We start from the raw sequence: 12,755 nt of genomic DNA, 5'->3' as shown, positions 1-12,755 counted from the left end.
AAGCTGAAGCTCCCGCCTTTCGCTGTCTCTCTGTGATGAGGGCTCAACGGCGCTGGTTGTAGACGTCGACGCAGACGGCGCCGAGCAGAACCAGACCCTTGATGACCTGCTGATAGTCGATGCCGATGCCGAGGATCGACATGCCGTTGTTCATCACGCCCATCAGGAAGGCGCCGATGACGGCACCCGTGACCTTGCCAACGCCGCCGTAAGCCGAGGCGCCGCCGATGAAGCAGGCCGCGATGACGTCGAGCTCGAAGCCCGTGCCGGCCTTCGGGGTCGCGCTGTTGAGGCGAGCGGCAACGACGAGGCCGCCAAGCGCTGCCAGCACACCCATGTTGACGAAGGTCCAGAACACCAGACGCACGGTCTTGATGCCCGACAGTTCGGCTGCGCGGGCATTGCCACCGACCGCATAGATCTGCCGTCCGATGATCGTGCGGTTGGTGAAGAAGCCGTAGGCGACGATCAGCACGGCCATGATGATCAGCACGTTGGGCAGGCCGCGGTGCGACGAGATCAGGTAGGCGACATAGCCGATGGCAGCCATGACAAGGATGTTCTTGCCGATGAAGAAAGCCATCGGTTCGGATTCGACGCCATGCTCGACACGCCGTGCGCGGCTTCTGAAGTTCTGCCAGACCATCAGGGCGGCCAGTACCAGGCCGATGATGAAGGACGTCAGATAAAGGCCGCCCGTCGAGGAGATCAGTTCCGGGATGAAGCCGGAAGAAAGCTTCTGGAAGGTCGGATCGAAGGGACCGATCGATCGGCCGCTAAGGACCGCGATCATGAACCCGCGGAAGACCAGCATGCCGGCAAGCGTCACGATGAAGGACGGAATCCTGAAATAGGCGACGAAATAGCCCTGCATTGCGCCGATCACGCCACCGAGCACGAGGCAGATGATGCTCGCCGTGACAAAGTCGAAGCTGTACTGCACCATCAGCATCGCCGCGACCGCGCCGACGAAACCGGCGACCGAACCGACCGAAAGGTCGATGTGGCCGGTCACGATCACCATCAGCATGCCGAGCGCCATGATGACGATATAGCTGTTCTGGAGAACGATGTTGGTGATGTTGAGCGGCTTCAGCAGAACGCCCCCCGTTGCGACCTGGAAGAAAATGACGATCACGACCAGCGAGATCAGCATCCCGTAGTCACGAAGATTTTCCTTCCAGAAACCTGTCGCCGCCTTGGGAGCGGTAATTGCTTCCTGCGGAGTGCTCATAATTATCTCCCCTTGCGGCGCATGATAGCGCGCATGATATTTTCCTGCGTTGCCTCTTCGCCGGCGACTTCGCCGACAAATTCGCCCTCGTGCATGACCATAATCCTGTCGCAGATGCCGATGAGCTCGGGCATTTCGGACGAGATCACGATGACTGCCTTACCGGCATCCGCAAGTTCGTTGATGATGGAATAGATTTCGTACTTGGCGCCGACATCGATGCCGCGTGTGGGTTCGTCCAGGATCAGGATGTCCGGGTTGGTGAACAGCCATTTGGACAGCACGACCTTTTGCTGGTTGCCGCCGGAAAGCTTGCCGGTTTCCTGGTAGACGTTATGGCTGCGGATCCGCATACGGTCGCGGAATTCCTGGGCAACCTTCATTTCGCGGATGTCGTCGATCACGCCGCGTGACGAAACGCCGCCCAGATGCGCGAGCGAGACATTCTTGCGGATGTCCTCAGACAGGATCAGCCCGAGATGTTTGCGGTCTTCGGTGACATAGGCAAGGCCCGCCTTGATCGCCCGGTGCACGTCCGAGGTATCCGCTGGCTTGCCATGGATCTTCACGGTGCCGGAAATATCGCGGCCATAGGCGCGACCGAACACGCTCATCGCGAACTCGGTGCGGCCGGATCCCATCAGGCCGGAAATGCCGACGACTTCGCCGGCCCGGACCTTCATGGACACGTTCTTGACCACCTTGCGGTTCGAATGCTGCGGATGGTGGACGGACCAGTCGTCGACCTCGAAGATCACCTCGCCGATCTTCGGCTCGCGCTTCGGGTAACGGCTTTCGAGATCGCGGTCCACCATGCGACGGACGATCTCGTCCTCGTCGACCGGACCTTCGTGACAGTCAAGCGTGCCGACCGTACGACCGTCGCGCAGCACGGTGATGCGATCAGCAACTTCCGAGATCTCGTTCAGCTTGTGGCTGATCATGATCGAGGTAATGCCGTTGCGGCGGAATTCCTTGAGGAGTTCGAGCAGGGCTGCGCTGTCGGTTTCGTTGAGCGAAGCGGTCGGCTCGTCGAGGATCAGCAGGCGCACGTCCTTGGACAGTGCCTTGGCGATCTCGACCAGCTGCTGCTTGCCGACACCGAGGTTGGTGATGAGGGTTTCGGGCATCTCGGCAACGAGACCGACCTTGGCGAGCAGGGCCTTGGTGCGGATGTAGCGAGCATCGCGGTCGATCACTCCGTACTTGGATGGCGCGTTCGCGAGAAAGATGTTCTCGGCAATCGACATCAGCGGGATGAGCGCGAGCTCCTGGTGAATGATGATGATACCGAGCTTTTCGGAATCGTTGATGTCGCGGAAGTGGCGTTCCTCGCCGTCGAACAGGATCGAGCCTTCGTAGGAACCATGCGGGTACACGCCCGAAAGCACCTTCATCAGCGTCGACTTGCCGGCTCCGTTTTCGCCGACAAGGGCGTGAATCTCGCCTTCCTTGACGGTAAAGCTCACGTCCGAAAGCGCCTTAACGGCGCCAAAACTTTTTGAAATGCCGCGCATTTCCAAAATAGGCGGTTTATCCGCCGACAATACAGGATCAAGCATGAGAACTCCTGGAATAGGAAGCCGCGCGACGCTTGCGCCGCGCGGCCAGAGACTTACTTGAGCTGCGATTCCTGGTAGTAGCCGGTATCGACGAGGACCTTCCAGTTCGTCTTGTCGACGACAACTGGCTTGAGCAGGTAGGACGGAACGACCTTCTTGCCGTTGTCATAGGTCTTGGTGTCGGTGACAACCGGTTCCTTGCCGTTCATGGCAGCATCGACCATGTCTACGGTGACCTTCGCGAGTTCGCGCGTGTCCTTGTAGATCGTCGAATACTGTTCGCCGGCGATGATCGACTTGACCGAAGGCACTTCCGCATCCTGACCGGAGACGATCGGCATCGGCATGTCGCCGGAACCGTAGCCGACGCCCTTCAGCGACGAGATGATGCCGAGCGAGATACCGTCATAGGGAGACAGAACGCCGTTCAGCTTCTTGTCGGAATAGGTCGAGGACAGGATGGCGTCCATGCGAGACTGGGCAGTTGCCGGATCCCAACGAAGGGTCGCGACCTTGTCCATGCCGGTCTGGCCGGAGCCGACCTTGAGCGTGCCCTTGTCGATCAGCGGCTGAAGGACGCTCATCGCACCGTTATAGAAGAAGAAGGCGTTGTTGTCGTCCGGCGAACCGCCGAACAGTTCGATGTTGAACGGGCCCTTTTCGGTATCGGCCTTGAGACCCTTTACCAGCGAGGTTGCCTGCTGAACGCCGACCTGGAAGTTGTCGAAGGTCGCGTAATAGTCGACATTCGGTGTTTCGCGGATCAGGCGGTCATAGGCAATGACCTTGATCTTCTGATCGGCAGCCTGCTGCAGAACGTCGGACAGTGTCGTGCCGTCGATCGATGCAATCACGAGAACCTTGGCACCCTTGGTGACCATGTTTTCAATCTGCGACAGCTGGTTCGGGATATCGTCTTCAGCGTACTGAAGGTCCACGTCATAGCCACGTTCTTTCAGAACCTTGACCATGTTGTCGCCATCGGCGATCCAGCGGGCAGAAGACTTGGTCGGCATCGCGACGCCGACGAGACCCTTGTCTGCAGCAAACACAGGCGACGCGAGCGCGACACCTGCGAAAATTGCAACCGTGGTCATGAGTTTCAAAATTTTCATAAGTAACTCCTCCGTTTCAAGCAGCTCACAATTAAGCTGCCGTATTATCCGGGAGAGGCTCCCCGCCTCCCCTCACGACCTTTTTCAGGTCAGTGATTGTCGCGCGGCAGACCTTCGGTCTGCGCAATGCGCTGGTATTTTACAGCCGGTTCGAGAACCGCGCCGGTTTCCATCTGCCCGACGATGCCGCGCTGGATTTCCTGCCACGGCGTCTGGTGCTTCGGATAGCGATAGCCGCCCTCGGCGTCCAGAGTGCTTCGACGTTGTGCAAGCTCATCATCCGAAATCAGGATGTTGGCTTCGCCGCGACCGAGATCGATGCGCACACGGTCGCCGGTCTTCAAAAGTGCAAGACCACCACCTGCTGCCGCTTCCGGAGACGCGTTGAGGATCGACGGGCTGCCCGACGTGCCGGACTGGCGTCCATCACCGATGCAGGCGAGCGAGCTGATACCCCGTTTCAGAAGGTAATCGGGAGCGCGCATGTTGACCACTTCGGCAGCGCCCGGATAACCGATCGGACCGGCACCGCGCATGAAGAGAACCGAATGCTCGTCGATCTCGAGCGATGGATCGTCGATGCGGTGGTGATAATCCTCCGGACCGTCGAACACGATCGCACGGCCTTCGAAGGCTTCCGGATCGTTCGGATTGGAGAGGTAACGCTCGCGGAACTCAGGCGAGATAACGCTGGTCTTCATGATGGCGGAAGAGAACAGGTTGCCGCGCAGAACGCGGAAGCCGGCGCGTGCCTTCAGCGGTTCGTCGTAACGCTTGATGACCTTGTCGTCCTCGATGATCGCACCGCGACAGTTGTCGCCGATCGTCTTACCGTTCACCGTCATCGCATCTTCGTTGATGAGGCCCTGCGTCATCAGCTGGTTGACAACAGCCGGAACACCGCCGGCATGGTAATAGTCTTCACCGAGATATTCGCCGGCTGGCTGCAGGTTGACCAGGAGAGGCACTTCCTCGCCATAGGTCTGCCAGTCGTCGACCGTCAGTTCCACGCCGGTATGGCGGGCGAGCGCGTTCAGATGGATCGGCGCATTGGTCGAGCCGCCGATCGCGGAATTGACGCGGATGGCGTTGATGAAAGCGTCCTTGGTCAGAATATCCGAAGGCTTCAGGTCTTCCCTGACCATTTCGACGATGCGAAGGCCAGTGAGATACGAGACTTCCTGGCGGTCACGGTAAGGAGCCGGGATGGCGGCCGAACCCGGCAGCTGCATGCCCAGCGCTTCGGCCAGCGAATTCATCGTCGTTGCCGTGCCCATTGTGTTGCAATAGCCGGTGGATGGTGCCGAAGACGCGACAAGCTTCACAAAGCCCGCGTAATCGATCTCGCCCTTGGCCAGAAGTTCGCGTGCCTTCCAGACGATCGTCCCGGAACCGGTGCGTTCACCGCGGAACCAGCCGTTCAGCATCGGGCCGACCGACAGGGCGATGGCTGGAATGTTGACGGTGGCAGCAGCCATCAGACAGGCTGGTGTGGTCTTGTCGCAGCCGATCGTCAGCACGACGCCATCGAGCGGGTAACCGTAGAGAACTTCGACGAGGCCGAGATAGGCTAGGTTGCGGTCAAGGCCCGCGGTCGGGCGCTTGCCGGTTTCCTGGATCGGATGCACCGGAAATTCGATGGCGATGCCGCCCGCTTCGCGAATACCTTCGCGCAGACGGTTGGCAAGCTCGAGGTGGTGGCGGTTGCACGGCGACAGGTCCGAACCGGTCTGGGCGATGCCGATGATCGGCCGGTCCGACTGAAGTTCGGCCTGGCTGAGACCGAAGTTCATGTAGCGCTCGAGATAGAGCGCGGTCATGTCGACGTTGTCAGGATTGTCGAACCAGGCGCGCGACCGCAGCTTGCGCGCGTCCTGGCGGCGCTCTCCGGTTTCGGCGATTTCACTTGAGGGCGCGTTTTCCGAATTGCTCATCTTCAGTCCTCGAATGCTTCAGTTTCAATGCGCCGGCCAAGCATGAAGGCATCCGCCACATGCACCAGCGGTGAGAAATCCGTATCGCTGTCACCCTTGGTGACGAGCGCCACGAAATCCCGATACAGATTGCGATATTCGCGATCTTCCTCGACGATCTGCGCCTCGCCGTCGACGATCAGGCGGCTGCCGCCGTGGGTGAGGACGATCGTGCCCTCTTCGGTCTCGACCCGGATGTCCCAGGTCTGCGGCCCCGTCTGACGCCAGTCGAATTCGGCCGCCACAGGCAAGCCGCTTTTCGTTTCGAAGGCAAGGCTTGCAGCGATCGGCGCGGCACGATTGGCCGGGAAGGTCAATTCGGAGCGCACGAGATGAAACGTTTCGGGCATGATCCGCGTGACGATCGACAGAGCATTGATGCCGGGATCGAAAACGCCGAGACCGCCCGGTTCCCAAATCCACGCCTGACCCGGATGCCAGTGGCGAACATCTTCCTTCCACTCGACCGAAACGCTTTTCAGCGTCCGCTCGGCCATCAGCGCCCGTGCAGGCTCGACAGCCGCGGCAGCGCGGGAATGCCATGTTGCAAACAGGCTGAGGCCTTTTTCTCTCGCCAGCGTTTCCAGCGCAAAGACTTCCGAAAGCGTTGCGCCCGGCGGCTTTTCGAGCATTACATGCTTGCCGGCTTCAAGCGCCGCCTTTGCCTGCTCGAACCGGCCCTGGGGCGGCGTACAGAGAGAGACGGCGTCGATTTCGACGCCGGAGGCCAGCAGCTCGTGAATATCGGCAAAACACGCGACATTTTCGAGCGAGGCGTTGCGGCTGGCGACTGCGACGAGATCGATCCCGTCGGTCGCTTCGATTGCGCCGAGATGCTGGTCCCTGGCAATCTTGCCAAGTCCGACGATAGCGAGACGAATGGGGGTCATGGCCACCTCAGAGCGCCTTGATCGCGACAGTCGTTTCCGCCGCCACAGCCAGACGGTTCACGAGCGGCAGCTTGAACGGCGCCGCATCGATCTCGAACACATCGCCGGCTTCGGTCTTGATGCCATGCGAGACCGACAGCGTCGCCGTGCCGAAGAAATGGACATGCAGGTCGCCCGGCTGGCGGAACAGGTCGTATTTGAAATTGTGGTATTCGAGGTTGGCGATCGAGTGCGACATGTTCGCTTCGCCCGACAGGAACGGCTTTTCGAAGATCACCTCGTCACCACGACGGATGCGCGACGTGCCTTCGACATGATCAGGCAGTTCGCCGACCAGAAGCTCCGGTCCGAGCGCTGCCTGGCGCAGCTTGGAATGGGCAAGCCAGAGATAGTTGCCCTTCTCGGTCACGTGATCGGAAAATTCGTTGGAGAGACAAAAGCCGAGGCGGAACGGCGTGCCGTCGGGGCCGATCAGATAGATCGCCGCCAGTTCCGGCTCCTCGCCACCATCGAGCGCGAACGAGGGAGAAACGAGATCTTCGCCGGTTGCGCGCAGCTGCGTTCCATTGCCCTTGTAGAACCATTCCGGCTGAGCACCGACTTCGCCGTCCTTCGGCTTGCCGCCCTCGACGCCCATCAGGAACATGCGCATGGAGTCGGTCGGCTTTTCTTCCGACTGCGCTGCCTTGTGCATCTTGTCGCGACCATCGGCGGAACCGAGATGCGTGAGGCCGGTGCCGGCGACGATGAAGTGGGCTGGATCGGGATGCGAGACCGGCAGACCAAGACGTCCGCTCTGCGCGGCAACGTCGAGGTCGACTTCATCACCGAGCCCGAGTGCTTCGATCTGCTGCGCCAGGCTAAGGCCTGCTGCAATGGCCTTCTGGGCAAGCTCGTAGGTTGAGGAAACGCCATTGACGACGCGCGGAGTATCTCCGCTCCAGGCGACAACCTGAACATCGCCAGACAAGCTCGCAACCTGAAGAATTCGCAACATATGCCCTGCCATCCGATAAGTCTGATAATATTGAAGCGCAGTGTCTCCCGAAACCGCGCCAACCCCTCCCATCAGATCACGATCCGATGCGTCATTAATACGACTATTGGATAACGGGACGTACTGTCAAGAACGAGATGGCTTCAGAGTGCCATCATCGTAAACAAGGGAGAATTCTAAATAGCGAGTGGAATCATATAGATAAATGAGGATCTCGCAAAATCGCGTTTCGAAAGCGTGATTTTTCGCAATTTTGCGTCTTGCAAAAGTATGATTATATGCCAAACCTTCGACCGTCAGTTTTCTTATCATCTCTGGGAGGATTTAAGATGAAGAGAGCACTATGGGCGGCTACCGCCGTTGTTACCGCATGCCTAGCGTCGAGCGTTTCCGCAAAATCCCTGACAATCGGCTTCTCGCAGATCGGATCTGAATCCGGCTGGCGCGCTGCCGAAACGACAGTGACGAAGCAGCAGGCCGAAAAGCGCGGCATCACCCTCAAGTTTGCCGATGCGCAGCAGAAGCAGGAAAACCAGATCAAGGCAATCCGCGGCTTTATCGCCCAGGGCGTCGATGCGATCCTGATCGCACCTGTCGTTGCCACCGGCTGGGACGCAGTCCTGAAGGAAGCCAAGGAAGAAAAGATCCCTGTCATCCTTCTCGACCGCGAAATCGATGCACCGAAAGATCTCTACCTGACGGCCGTCACCTCTGACCAGACCTTTGAAGGCAAGGTTGCAGGCGACTGGCTGGTGAAGGATGTCGGCTCCAAGGACTGCAAGGTCGTGGAACTGCAGGGAACCACCGGTTCCTCACCTGCCATCAACCGCAAGAAGGGTTTCGAACAGGCTATTGCCTCGCATTCGAACATCAAGATCGCGCGTTCGCAGACCGGTGACTTTACCCGCACCAAGGGTAAGGAAGTCATGGAAAGCTTCATCAAGGCAGAAGGCGGCGGCAAGGGCATCTGCGCCGTTTACGCTCATAATGACGACATGGCCGTCGGCGCGATCCAGGCCATCAAGGAAGCCGGGCTGAAGCCGGGCACCGACATCAAGGTCGTCTCGATCGACGCCGTTCCGGATATTTTCCAGGCTATGTCGAAGGGTGAAGCAAACGCGACTGTGGAGCTCACGCCGAACATGGCAGGCCCCGCGCTCGACGCACTCGAAGCCTACCTGAAGGACAAGAAGGAACCACCAAAGTGGATCCAGACAGAATCGAAGCTGTACACGGCTTCTGATGACCCGATGAAGGTGTACGAAGCCAAGAAGGGCCTCGGCTACTGATCTCCCGCCGCCCGATCTAGCTCGCGACCGAGCCGGGCAGTTTTCAACCGGGGCAGCTTTTTCAAGAGCTGTCCCGGCCTCCACTTATGCGGGCTGGAGCATGACAGACATACAGACTTCCTCAGAAAATTCGTTCTCCGCCACAAACCGGGAACGTCTCGATGACCCGCTCATGGAAGCAAGGGGCATCGGCAAATCCTTTCTCGGCGTCACCGCGCTTGAGGGCGTGGACTTCACGCTGCAGCGGGGCGAAATCCACGCGCTGCTTGGCGAAAATGGCGCCGGCAAATCCACGTTGATCAAGATCCTGACAGGTGTCTACACGCGTGACCGCGGCGAGATGCGGCTCGATGGCCATGACGTGACGCCGGCCAACGTCGCGGAAGCGCAGGCACTCGGCATCGGCACCGTCTATCAGGAAGTCAATCTTCTTGAAAACCTCACGGTGGCCGAAAACCTGTTCCTCGGTCGCCAACCAAGCCGCTTCGGTTTCATCGACCGACGCGAGATGCGTCGGCGCGCGAAAGCGCTTCTCGCGAGATACGGCCTCGATATCGACGTCGATGCGCTTCTCTCCTCCTATTCCGTCGCGATCCGCCAGATCGTCGCGATTGCCCGTGCCGTCGACCTTTCCGGCAAGGTGCTTGTTCTCGACGAACCGACCGCAAGTCTCGACAGCCAGGAAGTCGAAATGCTGTTCGTCGTGCTGCGCAGGCTGCGCGAACAAGGTCTCGGCATCATCATCATCACGCACTTTCTGAACCAGGTCTATGCGGTGGCCGACCGGGTCACCGTGTTGCGCAATGGCAAACTGGTGGGAAGCCGCGCGCTGGCCGACCTGCCTCGCCTCGAACTCATCTCGATGATGCTCGGCCGCGAGCTGCAGCACATCACCCGCGAGCATCAGGCCCACGAAGAAACCGTCGCCCCGACCGGCGAGGCGCCCATTCGTTTCGCCGGCTACGGAAAACGCGGCAGTGTCGCCCCGTTCGATCTCGACATCCGCCCAGGCGAAGTCGTCGGCGTCGCCGGACTTCTCGGGTCTGGCCGCAGCGAAACGGCCTTCCTCCTTTTCGGCATCGACCGTGCCGACAGCGGTACGGCAAGCATCGACGGCCAAGAGATTGCTCTCTCCTCGCCGGTCGCGGCCATCTCGAATGGGTTCGGCTTCTGTCCGGAAGAACGCAAGACGGACGGCATCATCGGCGATCTCTCCGTGGCCGACAATATCGCTTTGGCACTGCAGGCCCGACAGGGCTGGGCAAAACCGATTTCGTCGCGCGAGCGCCGGGCCCTAGCTGAAGGGTTTATCAAATCTCTCGACATTCGCCCCGCCGACGCCGAGCGTCCGATCAAGTTCCTCTCCGGCGGCAACCAGCAGAAGGCGATCCTTGCGCGCTGGCTGGCGACGGAACCACGGCTTCTGATCCTCGACGAACCAACCCGCGGCATTGATATCGGCGCCCACGCGGAAATCCTGAAAATGATCGAGCGGCTGTGCGCCGAAGGCATGTCGCTTGTGGTGATTTCCTCCGAACTTGAGGAACTCACAGCGATCGCCCATCGGGTCATTGTTCTTTCCGACCGCCGCCACGTGGCGGAACTCACCGGCAGCGACGTCAACGCCGACAATATCATGCAGGCGATTGCCGCACCGAACCGGACGGAGGCCGCCTGATGAACCCGATAACCCGTCGTCTCAAGCGACTTGCGCCGCAGCTGATTGCGCTTGCGATCATCCTCGGGATGATCACGGCGATAGCGCCCGGCTTCCTGACGATCTCGGTCCAGAACGGCAGGGTCTACGGCAGCCTGATCGACATTCTGGTGCGCGCCGCACCGGTGGCCCTTCTGACCATCGGCATGACGCTGGTCATCGCGACCCGCGGGATCGATCTATCGATCGGCGCCGTCATCGCCATCTGCGGCGCCGTTGCCGCAACGCTGATTGCCGATGGATATCCGATCCCGGTCGTCATCGTCGTATCGCTCGGCATCGGCCTCGTTTGCGGTCTCTGGAACGGCATTCTCGTTGCCCTCCTCGATATCCAGCCGATCATTGCGACGCTCATCCTGATGGTTGCGGGACGCGGCATTGCCCAGTTGATCACAGAGGGCGTCATCCTTACCTTCAATGACGACTCGTTTTCAGCGCTCGGATCCGGCTCCTTCGCCGGCATTCCGATCCCGATCTTCCTGTGGCTCGGCACCGGCCTACTCGTCGGCCTGCTCGTGCGCCGCTCGGCACTCGGCTTTCTAATCGAGGCAACCGGCATCAACCGGCGTGCCGCAACGCTTGCCGGCGTCAAAGCCCGCTTCCTGCTGTTCTTCGTCTATGGAATCTCAGGCCTTTGTGCTGCAGTCGCCGGGCTGATCGTGACCGCCGATATCCGTGGCGCCGATGCCAACAATGCCGGCCTCTGGCTTGAACTCGATGCGATCCTCGCGGTCGTCATCGGCGGCACGTCGCTGAACGGCGGCCGCTTCTCGATCACGGCGTCGCTGATCGGCGCGCTGATCATCCAGTCCATCAACACCGGCATTCTCGTTTCCGGCTTCCCGCCGGAATTCAACCTCATCATCAAGGCCGGCATCATCATCATTGTGCTGACACTGCAATCCCCCGCCGTGATCACCATGCTCGGCTTCCTGAGGTCGCAGCCGAAAGCCAGTCAGAAACCTGTTTCCAAGGTTGAAGGAGCGGCAAGATGATTCACACCCGCAACCTTCCCTTTGTCACGACGCTTGCAATCTTCGTCATAGCCTACGGGCTCTGCATCCTGCAGTTTCCAAACATGCTGTCGACGAGGGTGATCGGCAATCTGCTGACGGACAATGCGTTTCTCGGCATCGCCGCTGTCGGCATGACCTTCGTCATTCTGTCCGGCGGCATCGATCTCTCGATCGGCTCGGTCATCGCCTTCACAAGCGTTTTCGTGGCCGTTGCCGTCGGCTCGCTCGGCCTGCACCCGCTGACTGCCTTCTTAGCCGTCCTTGTCATCTCCACGCTGTTTGGCAGCCTGATGGGGGCGATGATCCGCTATCTCGGCATTCCGCCTTTCGTCGTGACGCTGGCCGGCATGTTCCTGGCACGCGGCGCCGCCTACCTGATTTCCACAGCGTCAGTGCCGATCAGCCATGAGATGATCGACGCGATCCAGGGCTTCTACTTCCGCTTTCCCGGCGGCGGGCGGCTGACGGCGCTGGCGATCCTGATGCTGCTGGTCTTCATCATCGGCGGGTTCATTGCCGGAAGAACGCGGTTCGGCGCGAATGTCTATGCGATCGGCGGCAATATCCAGTCGGCGGAACTGATGGGCGTTCCGGTCGGCTCCACGACGATCGGCATCTATGCGCTGTCAGGCTTCCTGTCTGGCCTCGCCGGCATCGCCTACACGCTTTATACCTCGTCGGGATACTCGCTGGCGACCGTCGGAGTCGAACTCGATGCGATTGCAGCTGTCGTGATTGGCGGTACGCTTTTGACCGGCGGCGTCGGGCTTGTGGCCGGCACATTCGTCGGCATTCTTATCCAGGGTCTGATACAGACCTACATCGTATTCGATGGAACACTGTCATCCTGGTGGACGAAGATCGTTATCGGCATTCTTCTTTTCGTGTTCATTGTGTTGCAGCGCGGTATCATCTGGTATTCAAACCGGCGATTGGCCGAGAGTCGGCTTAAGGAGATCTAG

General features: G+C 59.8%; 10 protein-coding genes. 4 read left to right on the top strand and 6 right to left on the bottom strand.

The genetic code is table 11. From position 1 onward, the window contains the following. Positions 1-43: 43 nt before the first annotated feature. From mmsB to araD1, 6 genes are all read right to left on the bottom strand, one after another. Positions 44-1,234, bottom strand: a complete 1,191-nt coding sequence (mmsB, locus tag ACQY1J_RS04890; RefSeq protein ID WP_062462120.1) for a multiple monosaccharide ABC transporter permease — start codon at positions 1,232-1,234, stop codon at positions 44-46. Positions 1,235-1,236: 2 nt separating this feature from the next. Continuing rightward, the gene (mmsA, locus tag ACQY1J_RS04885; RefSeq protein WP_430250840.1) at positions 1,237-2,796 is read right to left on the bottom strand and encodes a multiple monosaccharide ABC transporter ATP-binding protein; all 1,560 of its coding nucleotides are present in this window, start codon (positions 2,794-2,796) and stop codon (positions 1,237-1,239) included. 53 nt (positions 2,797-2,849) lie between these two features. Continuing rightward, positions 2,850-3,911 (bottom strand): multiple monosaccharide ABC transporter substrate-binding protein, encoded by a 1,062-nt coding sequence (gene chvE / locus ACQY1J_RS04880; RefSeq protein ID WP_062462113.1) that lies wholly within the window; start codon positions 3,909-3,911, stop codon positions 2,850-2,852. Positions 3,912-4,000: 89 nt separating this feature from the next. Further along, positions 4,001-5,845: an IlvD/Edd family dehydratase gene (locus ACQY1J_RS04875; protein WP_062581527.1), complete on the bottom strand. Its 1,845-nt coding sequence runs from the start codon at positions 5,843-5,845 to the stop codon at positions 4,001-4,003. A gap of 2 nt (positions 5,846-5,847) precedes the next feature. Further along, positions 5,848-6,780: a Gfo/Idh/MocA family protein gene (locus ACQY1J_RS04870; protein ID WP_156461874.1), complete on the bottom strand. Its 933-nt coding sequence runs from the start codon at positions 6,778-6,780 to the stop codon at positions 5,848-5,850. Position 6,781: 1 nt separating this feature from the next. Further along, positions 6,782-7,771, bottom strand: a complete 990-nt coding sequence (gene araD1 / locus ACQY1J_RS04865; protein WP_430250839.1) for an AraD1 family protein — start codon at positions 7,769-7,771, stop codon at positions 6,782-6,784. Between the two features lie 329 nt (positions 7,772-8,100). On the opposite strand from araD1, the gene ytfQ reads away from it, so the two are divergent. From ytfQ to yjfF, 4 genes are all read left to right on the top strand, one after another. Continuing rightward, complete coding sequence (ytfQ, locus tag ACQY1J_RS04860) at positions 8,101-9,060, top strand: galactofuranose ABC transporter, galactofuranose-binding protein YtfQ (RefSeq protein WP_062581523.1); 960 nt, start codon at positions 8,101-8,103, stop codon at positions 9,058-9,060. Between the two features lie 172 nt (positions 9,061-9,232). Next, complete coding sequence (locus ACQY1J_RS04855; protein WP_430251859.1) at positions 9,233-10,738, top strand: sugar ABC transporter ATP-binding protein; 1,506 nt, start codon at positions 9,233-9,235, stop codon at positions 10,736-10,738. Then, positions 10,738-11,772: an ABC transporter permease gene (locus ACQY1J_RS04850; protein WP_430250838.1), complete on the top strand. Its 1,035-nt coding sequence runs from the start codon at positions 10,738-10,740 to the stop codon at positions 11,770-11,772. The genes ACQY1J_RS04855 and ACQY1J_RS04850 overlap by 1 nt, the downstream gene beginning before the upstream one ends. Then, a complete protein-coding gene (gene yjfF / locus ACQY1J_RS04845; protein ID WP_082471961.1) occupies positions 11,769-12,755 on the top strand; it encodes a galactofuranose ABC transporter, permease protein YjfF in 987 nt (328 codons plus the stop codon). Before ACQY1J_RS04850 ends, yjfF begins: the two co-directional genes overlap by 4 nt.

The sequence above is a fragment of the Neorhizobium sp. DAR64860/K0K1 genome, from assembly GCF_050500205.1.
Taxonomy (GTDB): Bacteria; Pseudomonadota; Alphaproteobacteria; order Rhizobiales; family Rhizobiaceae; genus Neorhizobium; species Neorhizobium soli.
Note: the sequence above shows the minus strand (reverse complement) of the source record. Positions and strands in the feature narration are given on the sequence as shown.

Coding starts and splice junctions, on each gene's coding strand:
- araD1 (WP_430250839.1), bottom strand. CDS start 7,771: ATGTTGCGAATTCTTCAGGTTGCGAGCTTGTCTGGCGATGTTCAGGTT.
- yjfF (WP_082471961.1), top strand. CDS start 11,769: ATGATTCACACCCGCAACCTTCCCTTTGTCACGACGCTTGCAATCTTC.
- ACQY1J_RS04875 (WP_062581527.1), bottom strand. CDS start 5,845: ATGAGCAATTCGGAAAACGCGCCCTCAAGTGAAATCGCCGAAACCGGA.
- mmsA (WP_430250840.1), bottom strand. CDS start 2,796: ATGCTTGATCCTGTATTGTCGGCGGATAAACCGCCTATTTTGGAAATG.
- mmsB (WP_062462120.1), bottom strand. CDS start 1,234: ATGAGCACTCCGCAGGAAGCAATTACCGCTCCCAAGGCGGCGACAGGT.
- chvE (WP_062462113.1), bottom strand. CDS start 3,911: ATGAAAATTTTGAAACTCATGACCACGGTTGCAATTTTCGCAGGTGTC.
- ytfQ (WP_062581523.1), top strand. CDS start 8,101: ATGAAGAGAGCACTATGGGCGGCTACCGCCGTTGTTACCGCATGCCTA.
- ACQY1J_RS04855 (WP_430251859.1), top strand. CDS start 9,233: ATGGAAGCAAGGGGCATCGGCAAATCCTTTCTCGGCGTCACCGCGCTT.
- ACQY1J_RS04850 (WP_430250838.1), top strand. CDS start 10,738: ATGAACCCGATAACCCGTCGTCTCAAGCGACTTGCGCCGCAGCTGATT.